At 73.5% G+C, this 22,266-nt stretch carries 20 protein-coding genes; 11 read left to right on the top strand and 9 right to left on the bottom strand.

Annotated elements, in window-relative coordinates; all coding sequences use genetic code 11:
* Window positions 1-143 precede the first annotated feature (143 nt).
* From RCO28_RS14770 to RCO28_RS14760, 3 genes are read left to right on the top strand one after another with little or no spacing between them, the layout of a single operon-like run.
* A complete protein-coding gene (locus tag RCO28_RS14770; RefSeq protein ID WP_308941537.1) occupies window positions 144-1,505 on the top strand; it encodes an MFS transporter in 1,362 nt (453 codons plus the stop codon).
* Between the two features lie 42 nt (window positions 1,506-1,547).
* Window positions 1,548-2,423: a hypothetical protein gene (locus tag RCO28_RS14765; protein ID WP_308941536.1), complete on the top strand. Its 876-nt coding sequence runs from the start codon at window positions 1,548-1,550 to the stop codon at window positions 2,421-2,423.
* Window positions 2,420-3,244, top strand: a complete 825-nt coding sequence (locus RCO28_RS14760) for a CoA ester lyase (RefSeq protein WP_308941535.1) — start codon at window positions 2,420-2,422, stop codon at window positions 3,242-3,244. The genes RCO28_RS14765 and RCO28_RS14760 overlap by 4 nt, the downstream gene beginning before the upstream one ends.
* A 120-nt stretch (window positions 3,245-3,364) precedes the next feature.
* On the opposite strand, the gene RCO28_RS14755 is transcribed toward RCO28_RS14760, so the two are convergent.
* Complete coding sequence (locus tag RCO28_RS14755; RefSeq protein WP_308941534.1) at window positions 3,365-4,546, bottom strand: serine hydrolase; 1,182 nt, start codon at window positions 4,544-4,546, stop codon at window positions 3,365-3,367.
* Window positions 4,547-4,727: 181 nt separating this feature from the next.
* Between RCO28_RS14755 and RCO28_RS14750 the strand changes: the two genes are divergently transcribed.
* On the top strand, window positions 4,728-6,227 hold the full coding sequence (locus RCO28_RS14750; RefSeq protein WP_308941533.1) for a SulP family inorganic anion transporter: 1,500 nt from the start codon (window positions 4,728-4,730) through the stop codon (window positions 6,225-6,227).
* A gap of 21 nt (window positions 6,228-6,248) precedes the next feature.
* Here RCO28_RS14750 and RCO28_RS14745 read toward each other — a convergent pair whose 3' ends face one another.
* Complete coding sequence (locus RCO28_RS14745; RefSeq protein WP_308941532.1) at window positions 6,249-7,622, bottom strand: hypothetical protein; 1,374 nt, start codon at window positions 7,620-7,622, stop codon at window positions 6,249-6,251.
* A 112-nt stretch (window positions 7,623-7,734) separates the two neighbouring features.
* On the opposite strand from RCO28_RS14745, the gene RCO28_RS14740 reads away from it, so the two are divergent.
* Window positions 7,735-8,976: a molybdopterin-dependent oxidoreductase gene (locus RCO28_RS14740; RefSeq protein WP_308941531.1), complete on the top strand. Its 1,242-nt coding sequence runs from the start codon at window positions 7,735-7,737 to the stop codon at window positions 8,974-8,976.
* Between the two features lie 337 nt (window positions 8,977-9,313).
* On the opposite strand, the gene RCO28_RS14730 is transcribed toward RCO28_RS14740, so the two are convergent.
* From RCO28_RS14730 to RCO28_RS14720, 3 genes are read right to left on the bottom strand one after another with little or no spacing between them, the layout of a single operon-like run.
* Window positions 9,314-10,252, bottom strand: coding sequence for a methyltransferase domain-containing protein (locus RCO28_RS14730; protein WP_308941530.1), 939 nt, complete (start codon window positions 10,250-10,252; stop codon window positions 9,314-9,316).
* Window positions 10,249-10,905, bottom strand: coding sequence for a DUF2064 domain-containing protein (locus RCO28_RS14725; protein WP_308941529.1), 657 nt, complete (start codon window positions 10,903-10,905; stop codon window positions 10,249-10,251). The genes RCO28_RS14730 and RCO28_RS14725 overlap by 4 nt, the downstream gene beginning before the upstream one ends.
* Window positions 10,902-11,579 carry a glycosyltransferase family 2 protein gene (locus tag RCO28_RS14720; RefSeq protein WP_308941586.1) on the bottom strand — a complete coding sequence of 226 codons (678 nt, stop codon included), beginning with the start codon at window positions 11,577-11,579 and terminating at the stop codon, window positions 10,902-10,904. The genes RCO28_RS14725 and RCO28_RS14720 overlap by 4 nt, the downstream gene beginning before the upstream one ends.
* Window positions 11,580-11,813: 234 nt before the next feature.
* Between RCO28_RS14720 and RCO28_RS14715 the strand changes: the two genes are divergently transcribed.
* Window positions 11,814-12,578 carry a response regulator transcription factor gene (locus RCO28_RS14715; RefSeq protein ID WP_308941528.1) on the top strand — a complete coding sequence of 255 codons (765 nt, stop codon included), beginning with the start codon at window positions 11,814-11,816 and terminating at the stop codon, window positions 12,576-12,578.
* Between the two features lie 3 nt (window positions 12,579-12,581).
* The gene (locus tag RCO28_RS14710) at window positions 12,582-13,694 is read left to right on the top strand and encodes a HAMP domain-containing sensor histidine kinase (protein WP_308941527.1); all 1,113 of its coding nucleotides are present in this window, start codon (window positions 12,582-12,584) and stop codon (window positions 13,692-13,694) included.
* A gap of 141 nt (window positions 13,695-13,835) precedes the next feature.
* Here RCO28_RS14710 and RCO28_RS14705 read toward each other — a convergent pair whose 3' ends face one another.
* The gene (locus RCO28_RS14705; protein ID WP_308941526.1) at window positions 13,836-14,828 is read right to left on the bottom strand and encodes an NAD-dependent epimerase/dehydratase family protein; all 993 of its coding nucleotides are present in this window, start codon (window positions 14,826-14,828) and stop codon (window positions 13,836-13,838) included.
* A gap of 176 nt (window positions 14,829-15,004) precedes the next feature.
* Here RCO28_RS14705 and RCO28_RS14700 point away from each other — a divergent pair, with 176 nt between their 5' ends.
* Window positions 15,005-15,937, top strand: coding sequence for a slipin family protein (locus RCO28_RS14700; RefSeq protein WP_308941525.1), 933 nt, complete (start codon window positions 15,005-15,007; stop codon window positions 15,935-15,937).
* Window positions 15,938-15,968: 31 nt separating this feature from the next.
* Here the strand turns inward: RCO28_RS14700 and mgtE are convergent, their stop codons facing one another.
* Entirely contained in the window at window positions 15,969-17,348 is a 1,380-nt protein-coding gene (gene mgtE / locus RCO28_RS14695; protein WP_308941524.1) for a magnesium transporter, read from the bottom strand.
* Between the two features lie 369 nt (window positions 17,349-17,717).
* On the opposite strand from mgtE, the gene RCO28_RS14690 reads away from it, so the two are divergent.
* Together RCO28_RS14690 and RCO28_RS14685 are read left to right on the top strand one after the other, a co-directional pair.
* A complete protein-coding gene (locus RCO28_RS14690; protein WP_308941523.1) occupies window positions 17,718-18,629 on the top strand; it encodes a helix-turn-helix domain-containing protein in 912 nt (303 codons plus the stop codon).
* Window positions 18,626-19,069, top strand: a complete 444-nt coding sequence (locus RCO28_RS14685; RefSeq protein ID WP_308941522.1) for a VOC family protein — start codon at window positions 18,626-18,628, stop codon at window positions 19,067-19,069. Before RCO28_RS14690 ends, RCO28_RS14685 begins: the two co-directional genes overlap by 4 nt.
* Window positions 19,070-19,198: 129 nt before the next feature.
* On the opposite strand, the gene RCO28_RS14680 is transcribed toward RCO28_RS14685, so the two are convergent.
* Window positions 19,199-20,155 carry a transcriptional regulator gene (locus RCO28_RS14680; protein ID WP_308941521.1) on the bottom strand — a complete coding sequence of 319 codons (957 nt, stop codon included), beginning with the start codon at window positions 20,153-20,155 and terminating at the stop codon, window positions 19,199-19,201.
* Between the two features lie 56 nt (window positions 20,156-20,211).
* Here RCO28_RS14680 and fes point away from each other — a divergent pair, with 56 nt between their 5' ends.
* On the top strand, window positions 20,212-21,483 hold the full coding sequence (gene fes / locus RCO28_RS14675; protein ID WP_308941520.1) for an enterochelin esterase: 1,272 nt from the start codon (window positions 20,212-20,214) through the stop codon (window positions 21,481-21,483).
* Window positions 21,484-21,548: 65 nt separating this feature from the next.
* On the opposite strand, the gene RCO28_RS14670 is transcribed toward fes, so the two are convergent.
* Complete coding sequence (locus RCO28_RS14670; RefSeq protein WP_308941519.1) at window positions 21,549-22,253, bottom strand: 4'-phosphopantetheinyl transferase superfamily protein; 705 nt, start codon at window positions 22,251-22,253, stop codon at window positions 21,549-21,551.
* Window positions 22,254-22,266 lie beyond the last annotated feature (13 nt).

Genomic DNA, 22,266 nt, shown 5'->3' with positions numbered 1-22,266 from the left:
CACCGGTGCACCCACCGGAAATCCGTTCGTCCTGCGCTGACGCACCGTCGTACGCGCACCAAAGAGAACCGTCCCCATGGGTGCTCCCGCGACTCGGGCGTCGCGAGCCCCCTCCCACCGCGACAAGCGCAATGGAGCCGTCCATGTCGCATTCCCCAGTACCCACCGAAGCCACCAAAGCCACCCGGTCCCGGGTCACCGCCAACGTCGTGCGCGGCTGTCTTGGCAACCTCATCGAGTGGTACGACTGGTTCGCCTACGCCACGTTCAGCATCTACTTCGCGTCCGTGTTCTTCCCCGAGGGCGACCAGACGGCCCAACTCCTCTCCACCGCCGCCGTGTTCGCCGTCGGCTTCCTCATGCGACCGCTGGGCGGCTGGCTGCTCGGCGGGTACGCGGACCGGTACGGCCGCCGCCGCGCGCTGACCCTGTCCGTCCTGCTGATGAGCGCGGGCTCCCTGACCATCGCCGTCGCCCCCGGCCACGACGTCATCGGCCTCTGGGCACCGGTCCTCCTGGTCGTGGCCCGCCTGGCCCAAGGGCTGTCCGTCGGCGGCGAGTTCGGGTCCAGCGCCTCGTACCTCTCCGAGGTGGCGCCCCCGGGAAAGCGCGGCTTCTACTCCAGCTTCCAGTACGTGTCCATCGTGCTCGGCCAGCTCGCCGCCCTGCTCGTGGCGATCGTCCTGCAGAAACTGCTCACCGCCGACCAGCTGGAGAGCTGGGGCTGGCGGATCCCGTTCGTGATCGGCGCGGTGGCCGGACTCACCGTGATGTATCTGCGCCGCACCATGGAGGAGTCCGAGCACTTCCAGAAGGAGCAGGCCAGGACCGCCGACGGCAGCTCGGCCGCCGGGGAGCGCAAGGGCCTCGCCGCTCTGATCGCCGAGTACCCACGGCAGTTGATCGCCGTGTTCGGCCTGGCCATCGGCGGCACCGTCGCGTTCTACACGTACACCACGTATCTGCAGAAGTACCTGGTGAACACCGCGGGCCTGCCCAAGTCGACGGTCACCGTCATCGGCTTCGCCGCCCTGTTCGTGTACATGCTGCTGCAGCCGGCCGTCGGCGCGCTGTCCGACCGGGTGGGCCGCCGCCCCATCATGTTCGGCTTCTCCCTCGGCTGCATGGTCCTCACGGTGCCCGTGATGACCTACCTCGGACGCACGGACAGCCCGTGGGTCGCGTTCCTCCTCATGACGCTCGCGCTCGCCTTCGTCACCGGGTACTCGGCGCTGGCCTCGATCATCAAGGCGGAGATGTTCCCCACCAAGGTGCGCGCCCTGGGCGTGGGCCTGCCGCACGCCCTGGTCACCGCGACGTTCGGCGGCCTCACCGAGCCCATCGCGCTCGCCCTCAAGCAGCACGGCCACGAGACGGCGTTCTTCTGGTACGTCACCGGATGCGTCGGCCTGACGTTCCTGGCGACACTCCTCGTACGCGAACCGTCCCGCACCTCACAACTGGACACCACCGAAGCCTCGCCGCGCACGAAGGCCCACGCCTGACCCGTCCCTCCCAACTCCCCTACACAGAAGGCAAGAACGAGCATGGACCCCGCCACCACCCTCGGCTCCTACGTGGAGTCCTGGAGCCCTCCGGCCGTTCTCGACGAGGACTCACTTCCCCCCGGGCCTGCCGCGGCCCTCTCGGCGGCACTCGACCTGCCGGAGCCCGCCGCCGGTCCCGGCGATCCGCTGCCCCCGCTGTGGCACTGGCTGTACTTCCTGGAGTGGCCCGCACAGCACGATCTCGGCCCCGACGGGCACCCGAGCGACGCCCGCTTCCTGCCACCGATCCCCGACCGGCAGCGGATGTTCGCGGGCGGCCGCTGCGAGACCGTCGGGCCCCTGCGCGTCGGTGAACCGGCGCAGCGCGTCTGCAGCCTGAGCTCGGTCACCCCCAAGAGCGGCCGCAGCGGCGAACTGCTCTTCGTCACCGAGCGCCGCGAGTTCCGGCAGTCCGGCCGGACCTGCCTCGTCGAGGAACAGGACATCGTCTACCGCGCAGGACGCAGCGCCGCCGCCCAGCACCCCACCACCCTCGACACCTCCACTAGGGCCTGTCCGCACTCCGACGCCCCCTGGCAGCTGCGGTCCCAGCCGGACGAGCGACTCCTCTTCCGCTTCAGCGCGCTCACCGCCAACGCCCACCGCATCCACTACGACGCGCCGTACTGCCGTGACGTGGAGGGTTACCCGGGCCTCGTCGTGCACGGCCCGCTCCTCGCTCTGCTCATGCTGGAGCTGGTCCGACGCAACTCCCCTCAGCAAAGGGTGAGTTCACTCTCGTACCGGCTGTGCAAACCGGCGTTCACCGGCGAACATCTCCTGGCCACCGGCACCCCCACGGCCGCGGACGCCGAGCTGAGCATCGCCACACACCGGGAAGCCCGGCACGCCACGGCCGAGGTGACGTTCGCATGACCGCCGTACGCAACCGGATCACAGCCGCCCGCAGCCTCCTCTTCGTCCCGGCGGACCGGCCCGACCGCTTCCCGAAGGCAGTGGCGGCCGGCGCCGACCTCGTCATCGTCGACCTGGAGGACGCTGTCGCCCCCGCGGACAAGGAACAGGCCCGCGCCCACGCCGCGACCTGGCTCGCCGCCGGGCATCAGGCGGTGCTGCGCGTCAACGCCCCCGGCACCGCCTGGTCCGAGCCCGACCTCGCGGTGGCCGCATCGCACGGCTGCCCCGTGATGGTGCCCAAGGCCGAGGACTCGGCCGTCCTCGCGGAGATCACGGCGCGCACGGCCGGCCGCTGCGAGCTCATCGCCCTGGTGGAGACGGCCCGCGGCATCGCCCGCGCCTTCGAGGTGAGCACCGCTCCCGGCGTGGCACGACTCGCGTTCGGCAACGTCGACCTCGCCACCCAGCTCGGCGTGGCCCCCGACGACCACATGGCCCTGACGTACGCCCGCTCCCGGCTGGTCGTCGCCTCGGCCGCAGCGGGCATCAGCCCGCCCGTCGACGGCGTCACCACCGCAGTACGGGACACCGACACCCTCCACGCCGACATCACCCACGCCCACCGCCTGGGCTTCACCGGCAAACTGTGCATCCACCCGGCCCAACTCCCGTACGTATCCGCAGGTTTCACCCCGGGCGAGAGCGAGCTGCACTGGGCCCGCCGGGTACTGGAGGCCGGTGAATCGGTGACCACGGTCGACGGCCAGATGGTCGACAGACCCGTCCTGGAGCGAGCACGACGCATCCTCGACCGGGGCCACGGAGCCGCCACGAGCTGAGGCGTACCTGCCCGCCGAGGCGGCCAGAACCGGATCTCCTGCTCCCCGCAGGCGTGGGCTGCGGCGACCCCGCCGGCGCTGCTCACGGCCTACGCCCCGCGAGGCGCGTAGGCCAGCGGGCTACCACTCCCCGAGCATCGTGGCCTCCCGCCGCACGCGCCGGCGCCGTACGACGAAGGCCGCCCACCCGGCGAGGACGACCAGGGCGATACCCGTGGTCGCGCCTCCCGCGGTGGCCCAGCCCTCCTCCTCGTCCTCGGCCGCCACGGTGGTCGGGGCGACGGCGCCCGCCGCGGCCTCGGCGGCGGGGGGCTGGAGGGAGCCGACGGGGCGTACGCGCCCCTCGGCGGCGAAGCCCCAGTCGAGCAGCGCCCGCGCCTCCTCGTACACCGCGAGACCGCCGCCCCGCTGCGGGTTCATGACCGAGACGACCAGGGTGCGGTCGCCGCGCTTCGCGGCGGCGATCAGGGTGTGCCCGGCCCCGCTCGTGTAGCCGTTCTTGACGCCGATGATCCCGGGGTACGGGGCGACCCCGTCGGCACCGGTGAGCAGGCGGTTGGTGTTCTGGATGTCGTACGACCACGCGCCCTCGGGGAACTTCGCCAGGGCGGTCGAGCAGTAGCGGCGGAACTCCGGGTGCGCGAGTCCGGCCCGCCCGAACACGGCGAGGTCGAACGCGGAGGAGACCTGGCCGGGGGCGTCGTAGCCGTCGGGCGAGACGACGTGGGTGTCCCGGGCGCCGAGGGAGCGGGCCTTGGCCTGCATGCGGCGGGCAGTGGCCCGCCAGCCGCCGTTCATCTCGGCGAGCACGTGCACGGCGTCGTTGCCCGAGCTGAGGAAAACGCCGCGCCACAGGTCGGCGGCCCGGTAGGTGCGGCCGGCGTCCACGCCGACGAGGCTGCTGCCCTCGCCGATGCCTTCGAGCTCGGAGTCGGTGACCGTGTGCTGTGTGGTGCCGGGCACCTGGGGCAGGGCGGTGAGGGCGAACAGCGTCTTGATGGTGCTGGCGGGCGGCAGCGGCTCGTGTGCGTTCTTCGCGGCGAGGACGTCGCCGCTGTCCGCGTCGGCCACGAGCCAGGAGAGCGCGGAGACATCGTCGGGCAGGGCGGGGGCGGAGGGCCGCGCCCGGACCTGGGTGCCGCTGCGGTACAGCCAGGAGGGCGGGGCGGCCGCCGCCGGTCCCGGCGGTGTGGGTTCCTGGCGGCGGCCTGCGGCGGATGCGGGGGCCTGGGCGAGGAGTTGGGCGCCGAGCACCGAGGCCAGGGCCCCGGCGAGGACGGCACGCGCAAAGGATGGAATCATCCGTAAAACGTATGAATCACCCTCGCTGCTCCCCGGAACCCCGGGCCGCAGGTCGGACTCCGGCACCCGGATGGCGGCACACGCCCCCGCGCCCGGCCGCCCTACGGGTCCCGCCGGACCGGTCCGCTCGGCCACCTCACCGAGGGTAGAGTCTGTTCGATTCCCCCCGAGAAATGGTTGCATGTCCACACCGCTGTCCCCTGCCCCGAAGCCGCGTCTGCCCCGGCCGGACTGGTTGGCCTCGCCGAAGGTGTTCCGTACCGAGGTGCTCGCCGGCCTTGTCGTCGGGCTCGCGCTGATTCCCGAGTCGATCGCGTTCTCGGTGATCACCGGGGTCGACCCGAGCGTCGGTCTGTTCGCGTCGTTCACGATGGCCGTGGTCATCTCGGTCGTCGGCGGCCGCAAGGCGATGATCTCGGCGGCCACCGGTGCCATCGCGCTGGTCATCGCGCCGGTCAACCACGAGTACGGCTTCGGCTATCTGATCGCCACCGTGATCCTCGGCGGTCTGTTCCAGGTGGCGCTCGGAGCCCTCGGGGTGGCCAGGCTGCTGCGGTTCGTGCCGCGCAGCGTGATGGTCGGCTTCGTCAACGCGCTCGCGATCCTGGTCTTCATGGCCCAGGTGCCGGAGATGCGGAACGTGCCGTGGCCCGTGTACCCGCTGATCGTCGGCGGCCTGGTCCTGATGGTGCTGTTCCCGCGGATCACGAAGGCCGTGCCGGGGCCGCTGGTGTCGATCGTGATCCTCACCGCGATCACCGTGGGCGCCGGGATCGCCGTGCCGACCGTCGGCGACAAGGGCGAGCTGCCGTCCTCGCTGCCCGTGCCCGGCATCCCGGACGTCCCGTTCACCCTGGACACGCTGGCCACCCTCGCGCCGTACGCCTTCGCCTTCGCGCTCGTCGGCCTGATGGAGTCCCTGATGACGGCCAAGCTGGTCGACGACATCACGGACACGCGCTCCAACAAGACCCGTGAGTCCATCGGCCAGGGCATCGCCAATATCGTCACCGGCTTCTTCGGCGGCATGGGCGGCTGCGCCATGATCGGCCAGACGATGATCAACGTGAAGACCTCCGGGGCCCGCACCCGGCTGTCCACGTTCCTGGCCGGTTCGCTGCTCATGGTGCTGTGCATCGTGTTCGGGCCCGTCGTCTCCGACATCCCGATGGCCGCGCTTGTCGCCGTGATGATCCTGGTCTCCGTCGGCACCTTCGACTGGCACTCCGTGCGGCCGAAGACCCTGAAGCGGATGCCGGTCGGCGAGACCACCGTCATGGTCGTCACCGTGGCCTGTGTGGTGGCCACCCATAACCTCGCCATCGGTGTGGTGGTCGGCTCGATCACCGCGATGGTCATCTTCGCGAAGCGGGTCGCGCACCTCGCGCAGGTCTCCGCCGCCGTCGACCCCGACGGCCGGCAGGTCGTGTACGCGGTCACGGGCGCGCTGTTCTTCGCCTCGTCCAACGACCTCGTCCATCAGTTCCACTACAAGGACGACCCGGACGACGTGGTCATCGACCTCACCGATGCGCACATCTGGGACGCCTCGTCCGTGGCCGCCCTCGACGCCATCGAGCACAAGTACGCGGAACGCGGCAAGAAGGTCACCATCATCGGCCTGAACAAGCCGAGCGCCGATATGCACGACCGCCTCGCGGGCCAGCTCAGCTCCCACTGAAACGCGAGCCGGGGCTCCCCCTCACCACCCCGTCAGCAGCAGATGGTTGACCGTCAACGCCAGCACCCCCTGCGCCACCAGCCAGGGCCGGGCCCGGGGCAGGAACGCCCCGGCCGCCAGCAGCCACATCGCGAACGGCAACCAGATCCGCTCCGTCTCCGCCTTGCTCATCCCGGACAGGTCGGCGATGAGAAGGGCGAGCAGCGCCCCGGCAAGGAGCAGGGCAAGCCGCGCCCGGGGCGTACGGAAGGACCGCTCCCGCAGCACACCCCCCGCCCGCCGCAGCCCCGCCACCGTCGCGAGGCCGACGACGAGGACCGTGCACGCGAGGTTGGCCCACACCCAGTACGCGTAGGGCCGCACCCCCGCGGCCCCCTGGTAGTAGCGCTCCACCAACAGCCGGTACGCCTCCCACCAGTTGAACCCGTACGCCGTGAACACCGCGGGCACGACGACAAGGCCGACCAGCACGTACGGCAGCACCCGCCACCGCTCCCGCCCGTGCCCGTGCCCGTGCCCGAGCAGCAGCACCGTCAGACCGATCACCGCGTACAACGTCAGGCCGTACGACAGGTAGCAGGTCAGGCCGAACAGCAGGCCCGCGCCGCAGGCCGCCGTGCGGCGTGGCCAGGGGCGGCGGGACGTCACGGCGAGAGCGAGGAGGGCCACGGACCAGGCGGCGACGGCCGCGAAGTAGCCGTCGGCGGACGTCCCGGCCCAGACCGACGCGGGGGCGAGGACGAGGAACGGGGCGGCGCGGCGCGCCAGTTGCTCCGAGGCGAGGGCCCGCACGGTGACCAGGACCGCCACACAGGTCGTCGCGCCGACGACCAGGCACCAGACCCCGGCCCAGGCGCCCCCGCCGAGGCCGATCCGGTCGAGCAGCACGAAGGTGACCGTCGCGGCGGGCGGGTGCCCGGCGATGTGCGCGGGCCAGTGGTCCGGGGAGTCGAGGAGGATGAAGCGGGTGAACTCCCTGAGGGTTTCCGGGATGTTCTGGAAGCGGTCGATGACCTGGAGGTATTCGTACTTCGTGGTGAGGCGGCGCGCGATGCCCCAGTGCCAGCCGTCGATCAGCGCGAGCGACCAGGTCCACGCCGACGCGGCCGCGTAGGAGGCGGCGAGCAGCCCGCGCCACGGGAGCCGCGCGGCCAGCGGCGGCCCGTACGCGACAAGGAGCACCGCCACGGCGAGCGCGGCCGGTGTGCCCGGGCCGACATGCGGCAGCCAGTTGGCGTACAGCGGCGGCCAGCTGACCCGCAGCGTGCCGTCGCGCTCCTCGATCCAGTGGCCGATCACGATGGCGGCCGCCACGAGCAGGATCGCGGCGGCAGCGGCGTACAGATCCCGGCGGGTGCCGAGGCGACGGTCTTCGGGGCGGGGTTCGCGGTGCACGGGGGAACGCTAGGCCGGGCGGCGGCCCGTCGGGCGGTCACCGGCCGCGACGTCAGCGTTTCGTCATCGTTGTTTCGCCGGTCGGCGCAGGGTTCCGGCCTACCGTCGGCACATGCCCAGGTTCCCCTCCTCCCCCGCGTTCTGGCGCAGCCCGGTGCGCGGCGCCCGGTTCACCTCGGTGCTCGGTCTGGTGCTGCTCGCCGGGATGACCGTGCTGTTCGTGACGGGGCTGCTCTCGTACGCCGCGTACAACCCCGACCTGTCCCCGGTGAACGACAAGACGCCGGGCAAGGGCCTGTTGGGCTTCTTCCTGTTCTCGTGGCCGACCGACCCGCACTGGCTGTACCGGCTCACGCAGGGCGTGCACGTCACCCTCGGGCTCGCGCTCGTGCCGGTGCTGCTCGCCAAGCTGTGGTCGGTGGTGCCGCGGCTCTTCGCGCTGCCGCCCGTGCGCTCCCTCGCGCACGCCTTGGAGCGGCTCTCGCTGCTGCTTCTGGTGGGCGGCGCGCTCTTCGAGTTCGTCACGGGCATCCTCAACGTCCAGCTGGACTACGCCTTCCCGGGCTCCTTCTACCCGCTGCACCTCTACGGAGCCTGGGTCTTCTTCGCCGCGTTCCTCGCCCATGTCGTACTGAAGGCGCCCGCGGCGGTGCGGAACGTGCGGAAGATGCGGGCCGGGCGGGAGGACGAGGAGGACAACGACGACGAGTTGGCCGCCCCCGATCCCGACCCGCCCACCGTCTCGCGCCGTGGCGCGCTGTGGATGGTCGGGGGCGGCTCGGCCCTGCTGTTCGGTACGTCGGTGGGGCGCAGCTTCGACGGGCCGCTGCGCGAGACCGCCGTACTCTCCCCGCACGGCGGCCCCGAACCCGGCGAGGGCCCGAACGGCTTCCAGATCAACAAGACGGCCGCGTACGTGGGGATCGACCCGCGCGAGACCGACCCCGAGGCGTGGCGGCTCATCGTCACCGGACGCTCGGGCACCGTCCGGCTGAGCCTCACCGACCTGCGCCGGATGCGGCTGCACAGCGCGGCGCTGCCCATCGCCTGCGTGGAGGGCTGGTCGACCGCCGACCAGTGGTGGCGGGGCGTACCGCTGCGGGATCTGGCCGCGCTCGTCGGGTACGACGACCCGCCGGACGTGTTCGTGCGGTCGCTGCAGCGGCGCGGCGCGTTCCGGAGCGCGGCCCTGCGCGCCAACCAGGTCCGCGACGCGCGCTCGCTGCTCGCCCTGGACGTCAACGGCGAGCCGCTGAGCGCCGACCACGGCCGCCCGGCCCGGATCATCGTGCCCGCGGCGCCCGGCGTACTGAACACCAAGTGGGTCACCCGGCTCGAGTTCGGAGAACTGTGATGCCCCTCCGGATGCGTGGGCGCCGGTCGTTGCGCGAGCTGAGCGGCAGCCCCTTCCAACTCCTGCTGCTCGCCGCCTCGTTCGCGCTCGCCGGGTACGCGGGCGTGCGGCTGCTCGCGGGCGAGACGGTGCAGGTGGCGCTCTGGTTCGTCGGCTCGGCGCTGCTGCACGACCTGGTGCTGGTGCCGCTGTACGGGATGGCGGACCGCTCGCTGGCCCGGCTGCTCGGCGCCTGCGGGCGACGGGAGTGGCTGGCGTACGTGCGGGTGCCCGCGCTGCTGTCCGGGCTGCTGCTGCTCGTGTGGTTCCCGCTGATCAGCGGGCGCGTGGCGGAGCGTTACGCGGGGGCGACCGGGTTGTCGGGCGACGGCTTCCTGGCCCGCTGGCTGCTTGTCACGGCGGTGCTGTTCGCCGGTTCGGCGCTGCTCCTGCTCGTGCGGTCGCTGCCCCGGTCCCGGTCGCTGCCGCGGTCCCGGTCCCGGTCCCGGTCGCGATCCCGGTTGCGCAGGGCGACGAAGGAGCGGCCGTCGGCCTCCCAGTGAGCGTCGGCCCGCCAGCCGAGGGCGTGGGCGCGACGCAGCAGGGCGGGCGTGCCGAGCCTGGCCCAGCGGAAGGTGGCGCTGGTGGTGCGGGGGTCGGCGGCGTGCACGAGGTGGACGTCGACGATCTCGTCCACGTCCGCCGGGTCCGTCTCGACCATCAACAGGCCGCGTGGGGCGAGGAGTTCGGCCATGCGGTCGAGCAGGGCGGGCACGTCGCCGCCGATGCCGAGGTTGCCGTCGACGAGGAGTGCCGTGCCCCAGCGGCCCTCGGCGGGCAGCGGGTCGAAGACGGAGCGGACCAGGGCCTGCCCGCCGAGTTCGACGGTGCGGGTGACGGCGGCCTCGCTGACGTCGATGCCGAGCGCGCGCCGGCCACGGGCGGCGAGTTCCGCGACGAGCCGGCCGGGCCCGCAGCCCACGTCGAGCACGGCCCCCTCGCACCGTTCGAGCAGCCGCAGATCGGCGGCGTCGGCGGCGGCACACCAGCGCTCCACGTCGAGGGGCAGCAGCCACCCGTCGTGGCGCCGCAGGAACAGCGGACCGCATCCGAGCCGCAGCGCGTCCGCGTACGGGTCGGCGCCCCAACTCCGGTGCGGCGCACGGTCGGACCGCGCCCCCGCGTACGAGCCCTCACGCCCCTCCGCGTACGAGCCCTCGCGCCCTTCCTCGTACGGGTCGGCGCTCCGGCTCCGCTCCACCATGCGGCCGGGCCGCCGCCCCGGCACGGTGCTCATCGGCCGGACACCGCCCCGCGCCGGGCGGCCCGCGCCTGGTCGGTGTGCAGCCGGGACAGTTCGGCGGCGAAGCGGCCGTGCGGGGCGCTCGCGGCGACGGCGGTGGCGTCGGCGGCCGTGTCGACGTCCCGCAGGACCGGCAGGTCCCGCACCCGCAGCCCCGCCTCGACGAGCCGATCGCGCTGGACGGCCCCGGTGTCCGGCGCCGACATGGGCACTCCCCGTACGAGCGCGGGGTCGGGCTCGGCCATCCCCAGCGCCCAGAAGCCGCCGTCCTCGGCGGGCCCGAACACCGCCTCGTCGTCCGCGAGTTCGACGGTGAGCAGCTTGGGGGTGACCTGCGGGGTGTCCATGCCGATGAGCAGGGCGGGCCCGACGCAGGCGGCGAAGGCGGCGGCGAGCCGCGCGTCGAGCCCGCCCGCGCACTGCGGTACGACGTCGAAGCCGGGCGGCAGCCAAGGGCCCGGCTGCCCGTCGAGGACGAGGACGCGGCGGCGGGCCGGGGTCGCGGCGACGGCGCGCAGGGTGTCGACGAGCGCGGCCCGGGCGAGCCGCGCGGCCTGCGCGGGCGTGAACGGCGGGGTGAGCCGCGTCTTGACCCGCCCGGGCAGCGGCTCCTTGGCGATGACGAGCAGGGTGGGGGGAGAGGTCACCGTCGGGCTCCGTTCGGGTGGGTGCCTCGGCGGGGCGGTTCCGCCAGGACCTCGCGCATGTCCCGTACCGCCTGCCAGGTCCCCCGCCAGGTGCCCGTGACCTTGGAGCGGCCGGTGCGCGGCAGGTACGGGACGTCGTGCTCCGTGACGTGCCAGTCCGCGTCGGCGGCGCGGACGACCATCTGCAGCGGGTAGCCGCTGCGCCGGTCGGTGAGGCCGAGGCCGAGCAGGGGCGTGCGGCGGGCGGCGCGCAGCGGGCCGAGGTCGTGCAGGCGGAGGCCGGTGCGGCGGTGCAGCATGCGGGCGAGGGCGAGGTTGCCGAGGCGGGCGTGCAGCGGCCAGGCGCTGCGGCCCCGCGGGCGTCTGCGCCCGAGCACCAAGTCGGCCCGGCCCGCGCGCACTTCGCGTACGAACGGGACGAGCAGCGACGGGTCGAGGGAGGCGTCGCAGTCGCAGAAGCACACGATGTCGGCGGTGGCGGCGGTCAGGCCCGCGTGGCAGGCGGCGCCGAAGCCGCGGCGCTCCTCGCGGACCACGGTCGCGCCGTGCGCGCGGGCGATCTCCGCGGAGCCGTCGGTGGAGCCGTTGTCCACGACGAGGGCGCGCCAGCCGTCCGGGATGCGGGCGAGCACCCAGGGCAGGGCCTCGGCCTCGTTCAGACACGGCAGGACCACGTCGACGTCGGGGGCCGGTTCGGGGGCTGTTTCGAGGGCCGTTTCGGGGGCCGGTCCTGCTTCCTGCCCTGCGGCCGGTTGGGCGTCGGGGTGCGGGGATGAGGTCGTCACGGATGTCACCCTACGAAGCAGTATCCGACAAAACGGACAGCCGCTCCTTACGGAACGCGGACGTCCGCCCCCGCCCGCCCCCCGCGGGCCCCACCCGCCCGCGCGCGGTGCGAGGCTGTGGCCATGGAGCAGCAGCCGTACGAACCGACCTCGGACCCTGCCACCGGCGACCGGCCCCTGGTCCTGGTGGTGGACGACGACCCGACGGTCGCCGAGGTCGTCGCCGGGTACCTGGACCGCGCCGGGTACGCCGTGGACCGCGCCGCCGACGGGCCCGCCGCCCTCGCGCGGGCCGCCGCGCACCGGCCCGACCTGGTGGTGCTCGACCTGATGCTGCCCGGCATGGACGGCCTGGAGGTGTGCCGCCGGCTGCGCGCGCACGGGCCCGTCCCGGTCGTCATGCTCACGGCGCGCGGCGACGAGGACGACCGGATCCTCGGCCTCGAGGTGGGCGCCGACGACTACGTGACCAAGCCGTTCAGCCCGCGCGAGCTGGTCCTGCGGGTCGCGTCCGTGCTGCGCCGGGCCCGGCCCGCCGAGGGCACGCGTCCGTTGAGCGCGGCCGGTCTCACCGTCGACCCGGCCGCGCGCCGGGCCACCAGGGACGGCGCCGAACTCGCCCTCACACTGCGGGAGTTCGACCTGCTCGCGTACTTCCTGCGGCACCCGGGGCGCGCCCACAGCCGCGAGGAGCTGATGCACGAGGTGTGGGGCTGGGACTTCGGGGACCTGTCGACCGTGACGGTGCACGTGCGCAGGCTGCGCGGCAAGGTCGAGCAGGATCCGGCCGAGCCCCGGCTCATCCGGACCGTGTGGGGCGTGGGCTACCGCTTCGAGCCGCCGGGGACCCTGACGACCGGCGGGCCGCCACCCGCGGAAGAGGTGTGAGCGATGCGCGACATCCTGCTCATCGCCCTGTTCGCCCTGCTCGGCGCGGGCGCGGCCGGGCTGCTCGGGGCGGCGGCGCTACGGCTGCTCCGGCACCGCTCGCTGACCGTGTCCGTCGCCGTGGTGGCCGTCGTCGCCGTGACCGCGATGCTCGCCGGGACGCTGGCCGTGGCGTGGGCGATGTTCCTGTCGCCGCACGATCTGACCGTCGTCACGACGGTCGTCGCGATGGCGGCCGTCGTCTCGCTCGCGACGGCGCTGCTGCTCGGCCGCTGGGTCGTCGCCCGCAGCCGCGCCCTCCAGCTCGCCGCCCGCTCCTTCGGCGACGGCGGCGAGTACGCGGCACCGCAGGGCGCCGCACCCGATGAACTCGCCGTGCTCAGCCGCGAGTTGGCGGCCACCAGCGCCCGGCTCGCCGAGTCCCGCGACCGCGAGCGGGCCCTGGAGGCGTCCCGGCGCGAGCTCGTCGCCTGGATCTCGCACGATCTGCGCACCCCGCTGGCCGGGCTTCGCGCGATGACGGAGGCCCTGGAGGACGGGGTGGCCGCGGACCCGGAGCGCTACTTCAAGCAGATGCGCACCGATGTGGAACGCCTCAACGACATGGTCGGCGACCTCTTCGAGCTCTCCCGCATCCACGCGGGCGCCCTGACGCTCTCGCGCTCCCGGCTCTCCCTGTACGACCTGGTCGGCGACGCCTTGGCGGGCGCGGCCCCGCTCGCCCGTGAGCTGGGCGTACGGCTCGTCGGCGAACGCGTCGAGGCGGTGCCCGTGGAGGTCGACGGCAAGGAGATGAGCCGCGTCCTGGGCAACCTCCTGGTCAACGCGATCCGTCGCACCCCGGCCGACGGCACGGTCGAGGTGGCCGTCGAACGCCGCGCGGACGGGGCGGTGCTCTCGGTGTCCGACGGCTGCGGCGGCATCCCCGAGCAGGACCTCCCCCGCGTCTTCGACACGGGCTGGCGCGGCTCCGACGCCCGCACACCACCGGCGGGCGCGGGCCTCGGCCTCGCGATCGTCCGCGGCATCGTCGAGGCCCACCGCGGCCGCGCCGCCGTCCACAACATCACCGGCGGCTGCCGCTTCGAGGTGACACTGCCGACGGCGGAGCCCTGAGGCGGGGCTGATTTCGGCTGGCGGCTCGTGCCCCGATAGGGGCGCGGGGCTGTGACATCTGCGGCTCCGCCGCGGGGCGCGACCAGCCACGGCGGCGCGGCAGCCGAACGACGACACCGAAGCGGGGGCCGGGGGCCCGGACTACGCCCCCCGACCCGCGAACTCCCGTACCCCCTCCGCGAAGCGAACCTCCGGGTGCCAGCCGAGAGCGGACCGCAGGCGGGACGAGTCCGCGGTGATGTGGCGGACGTCGCCGAGGCGGTACTCGCCCGTGACGCGCGGTGCCGGGCCACCGTGAGCCGTGGCCAGTTCCGCGGCCAGCTCGCCGACCGTGTGCGGCTCGCCGCTGCCGGTGTTGTACGCGGTGAGCGCGCCGCCCGCCGCGTCCGCCTCCAGGGCCACCGCGTTCGCCGCCGCCACATCCCGTACGTGCACGAAGTCCCGCCGCTGCGCCCCGTCCTCGTACACCGTCGGCGCCTCGCCGCGCGCGAGCGCCGAGCGGAAGAACGAGGCCACTCCCGCGTACGGGGTGTCCCGGGGCATCCGGGGTCCGTAGACGTTGTGGTAGCGCAGCGAGACGACCGAGCCGCCGGTGTCCCGCGCCCACGCCGCCGCCAGGTGCTCCTGGGCCACCTTGGTCGCGGCGTACACATTGCGCGGGTCGAGCGGCGCGTCCTCGCCGACCGTGCCGGGCGTCAGCCACGCCCCGCACCCCGGGCACCTCGGCTCGAAGCGGCCGGCGTCCAGGTCCTCGACGGCCCGCGGCCCCGGGCGCACCTGCCCGTGCCGTGCGCAGTCGTAGCGCCCCTCCCCGTACACGACCATCGAGCCCGCGAGGACGAGGCGGCGTACGCCCGCGCCGGCCATCGCGGCGAGCAGGACGGCGGTGCCGACGTCGTTGTGCGAGGCGTAGTCGGGAGCGTCGGCGAAGCCCGTGCCGAGGCCGACCATGGCCGCCTGGTGGCAGACCGCGTCGACCCCGGCGAGGGCGCGGGCCACGGCTGCCCCGTCCCGTACGTCCGCGCCGGGGTCGACGCGGAGGTCCAGGACCACGGGCTCGTGGCCGCGCGCGGCGAGCGCCTCGACGACATGGGACCCGATGAACCCGGCTCCGCCGGTGACCAGTACACGCATGCCCGCACGCTATGCCGCCCGCCCGGCCCGGCGGCCGGACCGCGCCCTGCCGTCATGGTTCCGTAAGCCCGTCCGGCCGCTGAACGAGGGCGACGGACAGGTGCGAGCCCCTCTACCATTGGGCATAACGCCCATAACATGCTAAACACCAGCGGCTCGGACCCGAGGGGGTCGCCATGGTTCAGGAACTGATCCTCGCTGCCGGGGCGGTCGGATCCGCCGGGGTGCTTTATGTCATGGCGGCGGCACGGGTCGTGAGGCAGTACGAGCGAGGTGTGGTCCTGCGCCTGGGACGGCTGCGCCGCGAGGTGCGCCAGCCCGGGTTCACGCTGATCGTCCCGGTGGTGGACCACCTCCGCAAGGTCAACATGCAGATCGTCACGATGCCCGTGCCGGCCCAGGAGGGCATCACGCGCGACAACGTCACGGTCTGTGTGGACGCGGTCGTGTACTTCAAGGTCGTGGAGGCCGACAAGGCGATCATCAACGTCGAGGACTACCGCTTCGCGGTCTCGCAGATGGCGCAGACCTCGCTGCGGTCCATCATCGGCAAGAGCGACCTGGACGATCTGCTGTCCAACCGCGAGAAGCTCAACCAGGGCCTGGAGCTGATGATCGACAGCCCGGCCGTGGGCTGGGGTGTGCAGATCGACCGCGTCGAGATCAAGGACGTGTCCCTGCCGGAGACCATGAAGCGGTCGATGGCCCGCCAGGCCGAGGCCGACCGTGAGCGCCGCGCCCGCGTCATCAACGCCGACGCCGAGCTCCAGGCCTCGAAGAAGCTCGCCGAGGCCGCCCACCAGATGGCGAACGAACCGGCCGCCCTGCAACTGAGGCTGCTGCAGACCGTGGTGGCCGTCGCGGCCGAGAAGAACTCCACGCTCGTCCTGCCCTTCCCCGTCGAGCTGCTCCGCTTCCTGGAGCGCAGCACGCAGCAGTCGGACGCGTCGGCAGCCCTGGCCGAGCCGCCGCACGCCGTGCCGACGGACCTGCTGCCCGAGGAGGTCATGGACCAGATCAGGGACCAGGTCGGCGCCTCCCCCACCGCTCCCCCGCGCAGCCTGACCCCGGCACCAGAATCCGCCGAGGGCGCCCCACCGCCCGATTGAAGAGCGGGGTCCGGGGGCTGGCCCCCGCGGCTCAGACCCCCAGCACCGCCTTGGCCGTAAGGAAGTAGATGATCAACCCCGTCGCGTCGACCAGCGTCGTCACCATCGGGGCCGACACCACCGCCGGGTCGATCCTCAGCCGCTTGGCGAGCAGCGGCATCGTGCCGCCGATCGTGGCCGCCCAGCCGCAGATCAGGATCAGCGTGATGCCGACGACCAACGCGACGTCCGCCCCGACGAAGAGCGTGCCGACGACCAGGCCGAGGATCGCGAGCAGACCGCCGAGGACCAGGCCGACCCGGCACTCGCGCCAGATCACCTTCAGCAGGTCGGAGCCGCGGACCTCGCCGACCGCCAGCGCACGCACACACGCGGTGGCGGCCTGGGCGCCCGCGTTGCCGCCCGCGCCGATCAGCATCGGGATGAACACCGCGAGCGAGGCGACCTCTTCGAGGGTGCCCTCGAAGGCCTGCGTGACGGTGACGGTGAAGGTCGCGGCGACCAGGAGCAGGCTCAGCCACAGCGCGCGGTAGCGGGCCAACTGCCAGACGGACGCGGCCATGTAGTGCCCGGCCCACGGCGCGGAGCCGGACTGGCGGGCGACGTCCTCGGTGTCGGCGGCCTCGATGACCTCGACCGCGTCGTCGATGGTGAGCAGGCCGACGAGGCGCTGTTCGCTGTCGACGACCGGCAGGTTCAGGTCGTTGGTCTCGCGCATCAGCCGGGCGGCCTGCTCGGCGGGGTCGGTGGCGTACGCGTACGCGGGCTCGCTGACGACGAGGTCGGAGACGAGGGTCTCGGGCGGGTTGAGGACGAGTTCGCGCAGCTCGACGATGCCGGTGAGGCGGCGCGTGTGGTCGACGACGGGCAGCGTGTAGACGGTCTCCGCCTCGTTGCCCTCGGCGAGGACGACGCCGAGGGCCTGGCCGACGGTGAGGTCCTGGCCGAGAGCGACCACCTCGGGCGTCATGTAGCGGCCGACGGAGCCCTCCGGGTAGCCGAGGAGCGCGGCCGTCATGCGGCGCTGGTGCGAGCTGAGCCCGGCGAGGACCCGCTTGGCGACCTTGGCGGGGGCCTCGCGGAGCATCCGGGCGCGGTCGTCGGGGTCCATGGCCTCGACGAGTTCCAGGAAGGTCTGGTCGCGCAGGCCCTGGAGGATCTGCTGCTGGTCGACCGGCTCCAGCTCCTCGAAGACCGTCAGGGCGCGGTCCTTGTCGAGCAGCCGGAACGCCATACCGGCGGCGGTCGCGTCCATCCGGGCCAGCTCGTCGGCGATGACGTGCGGCGGGTTGCTCTCCAGCCACTCCAGGGCGGCGTGCAGCTGCTGGTTCTGCACGAGGTCCTGCAAGGAGCGCTCGTCGGGCTCGGTGCGCTCGGAGCGCGGCTCTTCGGGCAGCGAGGTGTGCGGCATGCCAGATCCTCAGAGAAGTTCAAGTCCCGTGCGGGACAAGGGAGTTCGGGCCTGATCGGGGTGGGCGCCGACGCGCCGGGCACCGCACTCACCGCCCCGCGGCGCGCTCAGCGCAGGCCGGGGACCGGGTTCTGGAGGGGGTGGGTGCCTCGCGGTGGGTGACTGGGGGGTTCGCCGCGCATCGCAGCACCACCTCCGTCCGTCTCCACATCCGATGTACTCCGCGCGCCGACCGCAGCGACGCGCCGGTGCAGCCTACAGGGGATGGGAGAACACCCGCAGACCGGGTCTTTCGGGCGCCTCGCCGGTGGGGGGCCGGTACATCGGCGGGCCGGGACACGCCCCGCTCCCGCGTCCCATACTTGAGGCATGGCGTCCCGCAAGGCGGCCGTACGGGAGCAGGGGACCGCGGACGGCGAGTCCCTGGAGTTCGTGCGGGCCGCGCCGAGGGTCGAGGGGGTCGTGTCGGCGGTCGGGTACCGCACGTCGGGGCAGCGGCCTGGACTGCACATCGGGCTGCCGTCCCCGTATCTGACCTTGATCTTCTCCTTCGACGGGCCGGTGACGACCGGGCTCACCCCGCAGCAGGCGGGCGGTCCCGACGCCGCGCGGACCGACATCGTCGTGGGCGCGCTCCAGCAGGGCCCGGCGTACGTGGTGCAGCCCGAGCGGGAGTCGGGCATCCAGCTCGCGGTGCATCCGCTCGCGGCCCGTGCGCTGTTCGGTGTGCCCGCCGCGGAGCTGACCGGTGAGCTGGTGGCCTCGGGGGCGGACGTCCTCGGCGTGCGGGCCGAGGCGGTGCGGCAGCGGCTGGTCGAGGAGGGCGACTGGGCGGACCGGTTCGCGACGCTCTCCGGGTATCTGCGGGCGCGCGCGGCGGCGGCCGGGCGCTCGGCGCGGGTACGTCCGGAGGTCGCGGAGGCCTGGGCGTGGCTGGCCCGGCACCGGGGCGCGGGCACGCTCGACGGGCTCGCACGGCATGTGGCGCTCAGCCCGCGCCGCCTGACCACGCTGTTCCGCGCGGAGACCGGGGTGACGCCGAAGCAGGCGGCGAGCCTGATGCGGTTCGAGCACGCGAAGGCGGCCGTGGTCCGCACGGTGGTGCGGGGCACGGCGCTCGACCTGGCGCGGGTGGCGGCGGACTGCGGCTACTACGACCACTCCCACCTGGTGCGCGACTTCCGCCGCTATACGGGCGCGAGCCCGACCGCCTGGCTGGTCGAAGAGTGCCGGAATATCCAAGCCGGGGGCCATATGAACGGTGAAGGGTGGGAGGCATGAACACCACACAGAGCACCGAAGAGAACACCGAGAAGACCCGGCCCGCGCCCACCGTGTGGCCCACGCTCCTGGCGCACGACGCCCCCGCCCTGATCGACTTCCTCGTCGGCACCGTCGGCTTCGAGCGCACCGCCGTCTACGAGGACGACGGGAAGGTCGCCCACGCCCAGCTCGACTGGCCGGAGGGCGGCGGCATCATGCTCGGCAGCTACGACCCGGAGGAGAAGGACGGCTGGACGCTGGAGCCGGGCACCCTGGGCGCGTACGTCGTCACCGACCACGTCGACGCGCTGTACGAACGTCTCACGGCACCCGGCACCGGGGTGCGGATCCTGATGGAGATCGTGGATCAGCCGTACGGCAACCGGGAGTTCGCGATCACCGATCCGGAGGGCAACAAATGGTGCTTCGGGCCGTACCGGGGCGAGCCGCGCCGCTGAATCTTCCCCTCCCCGCCCCTTCCCGACTGTGTCGATGTGCGGCTGGCGCCGCGTGGCCTGCCGGACGGGCCTCCTCAATCGCCGGAGGGGCTCAAAATGGGGCGGGGTGGGGGAAGAAGACGCGCGCGGCTACGCCAGCCCCGCCAGCGTGTCCCAGAAGAGGCGCTCGTAGCTCTGCAGGAGGCGACCCGAGCGGCAGGCCGCCGACACGTCCAGGCAGTCCACCCGGTCCAGCCCCTCCTGCACCGCGGCCTCGGCCTGTTCGCTCAGCGCCGGTGCCGGTGCGGCGAAGAAGTCGAAGAAGGCGCAGGAGTCGTCGTCGTATCCGTAGTGCCCGCGCAGGCCGTGGCCGATGCGGGCGCAACTGTCGCCCCAGGCCGCGAAGTTGGCGCTCAGCGCGAGGACGACCTCGGCCGGGCGGCCGGTGAGGGCGAGCCGGGCCACGTAGGAGGGGTAGGCCTGGCAGCCGGGGAGTGGTTCGTACGCGTCGATCGCGGCGGCGTCGAGGCCGCAGGCCGCGGCGAGCGGGGCCAGGTGGTCGGCGGCGGTCCGCTCACCCTCCGCGAGGGTGGCGAAGAACGCCGCGCTCGCGGGGGCACCGAGGGCGGCGGCGCGTTCGGCGAGGTGGGCGAAGGCACGCCGGTCGCTGGGGATGACGTGGTGCTGCTCCAGGGTGAGCGTGCTGATCGCGACCTGCCGGGCCGTGCCCTGCTCGACCTCGGCGACGAGGGCGTTGTGGGCGGGGTCCGGGCTGAGTTCGGCGGTGGTGGCGGCGAGCACGGCCGCGGCTGTCTGCGTCATGACGTCACCGTCGCATCCATGGCCTGAGCGTACGCGTACGCCTACACGCGGGCAGCCCACCTCGAAGACGGCCGGGGCCTCGGTGGCGTCGACGGCGCAGCCGTGCTGTCCGGCGAGTGCGGTGGGCGCGGTGACGCCTGCGGGAACGGAGGCGAGGCGGTAGTCGCGGGTGCGGGTGAAGACCAGGAGGCGCGGGGCATGGCGGTCTCTCCGGGGTCCCGGCTCGGGGGCGGTACGGGCGGGCGCGTACGGATGGCGCAGGGGGCATCGCCCAACCCCGGTCAAGGGTAGGTAAGGTGAACCTTACTTTCTCTTGTTCTGTGTCGCCCGGAGGCCGAGCCATGTCCGAGTCCGTCAAGCCCAGTCGGCCGCCGCGCATCCCGCGGCCGCACCCGGTGGAGCGGGCCGTGAGCGCGCGGGTCGCGGCGCTCGCCGCGGGCGAAGTGGACGAGGCGGAGTTCTGGCGGGCCGCCACGGCCGAGGGCACCCCCCTCGTGGAGCCCGACGCGGAGCCCGACCCGGACGCGGACGGCCACTCCGTCGTGACGTTCCTGTGGCGCGGCTCCCCCGCGACCCGGACCGTGCTCGCGCTGCCCAACAAGGTCACGGACCCGTCCGACCCCGCGGTCAACCGGATGGAGCGGGTGCCGGGCACGGACGTGTGGCACTGGTCGCTGCGGATGCGGGACGACTGGCGGGCCACGTACAGCCTCTGCGTGGACGAGGGCGAGGGACCGGCCGAGCCCGGCACGCCCGAGCACGGGCGGTGGCTGCGCGGACAGCACCGTGTCGACCCGCTCAACTCCCGTTCCCTGCAACGGCGTTGGGGTGCGGAGCCGATCTCGTACGTGGAGCTGCCGCAGGCGCCGCGCGGGGACGACTGGCGGGTGCGGGCGGACGTGCCGTGCGGCGCGGTGAGCGTGCACACGGTGCGCAGCGAGCGGCTCGGCAACGAGCGCCGGGTGTGGGTCTACGAACCGCCGGGCCGCACCGCCCCGGAAGAAGACCTTCCGGTCCTGGTCCTCTTCGACGGCGAGTCCTGGCAGCCTGCGCTCGGCGTGGCCACGCTGCTCGACAACCTGATCGCGGACGGCCGCATCCCGCCGGTCGCGGCGCTGCTCCCCGAGGCACTCGACGCGGACACGCGCTGGGCCGAACTGGGCTGCGACGACCGCTTCGTGGGTTTCCTCACGGACGAGCTGCTGCCCTGGGCGGCGGAGTTGCTGCCGCTCACCACGGACCCGGCGCGCACGGTCCTCGCGGGCCAGAGCCTCGGCGGCCTGACGGCGGCGTACGCGGCGCTGCGCGCCCCGCACCGCTTCGGCAACGCCCTTTCGCAGTCGGGGTCGTTCTGGTGGCCCACGGGCGAGGCCGAGTCGGAGCTGGTGACGCACCTGGTCCGGGAGTCGCCGCGCCTTCCGGTCCGCTTCTGGCTGTCGGCGGGCGAGCAGGAGTGGGTCCTCGTCCCGGGCAGCCGCCGCCTGCGGGACGCGCTGCGCGAGCGGGGGTACGAGGACGCGGTGTACCGGGAGTTCAACGGCGGGCACGACTGGCTGTGCTGGCGGACGGAGCTGGCCGACGGGATCGTGGGGTTGCTGGGCCGGGCGCAGTGACCCCAGCGAAGTGACCCCAGCGGAGTGACCCCTGCGAAGTGACCCCTGCGAAGTGACAGCGCGCGTCAGGCCGTGAGCCGCACCGCGCACGCCCCCGCGTACCCCTCCGGCAGGTGCACGTCGGTGAGCGCCCAGCCGGGCAGCGGGTGCGGGATCGGGCCCGTGCCTACGAGGCTGTCCCGGAGGCCTTCCCCTGTGAGGCCCGCGCCTGTGCCCTTCAGGTAGGCCTCCTTCCGGGTCCAGCAGCGGGCGAACGCCGTCGTGCGGGGCGGGCCAGGGGGCAGGGCGGACAGTTCCGTGTGCTCGCGTGGGTGCAGGGACGCGGAGAGGTCGTCGATGAGGGCGTCGTCCGCGAGGGCTTCGAGGTCGACGCCGAGAGGCCGGTCCGCGAGGCCGACCAGGGCGCACTCCCCCGAGTGCGACAGCGAGAAGTGGAGGGGAGTGCCCGGCAGTGCGGGGCGGCCGTGCGGGGCGCCGCAGCCCGCGCAGGGTTCGCGGACGAAGCGCAGCGCGGCCGGGTCGCGGTCGAGGCGGGTGCCGAGCAGGCGGCGCAGCAGGGCGTGCGCCGTGACGTAGAGGCGGCGGTCGGCGGGGCGGTGCAGGCGGGCGGCGCGGGTCTGTTCGTCGGCGTCGAGCAGCGCCAGGTCGTCCGGGGAGGGCTCCCCCGCGACGCCCGCGCCCGCGAGCCACAACTCCACGTCCGTGGACGGGCGGTGGAGGCCCGGCGGCACGTTCAGCCGCCGGGCCTCCACCGATGCGGGCCCGCTCAAGCCGCTCAAGCCG

The sequence above is a fragment of the Streptomyces sp. LHD-70 genome (genome assembly GCF_031157275.1).
Classification (GTDB): Bacteria; Actinomycetota; Actinomycetes; order Streptomycetales; family Streptomycetaceae; genus Streptomyces.
This window is presented reverse-complemented; position numbering and strand designations above follow the sequence as displayed.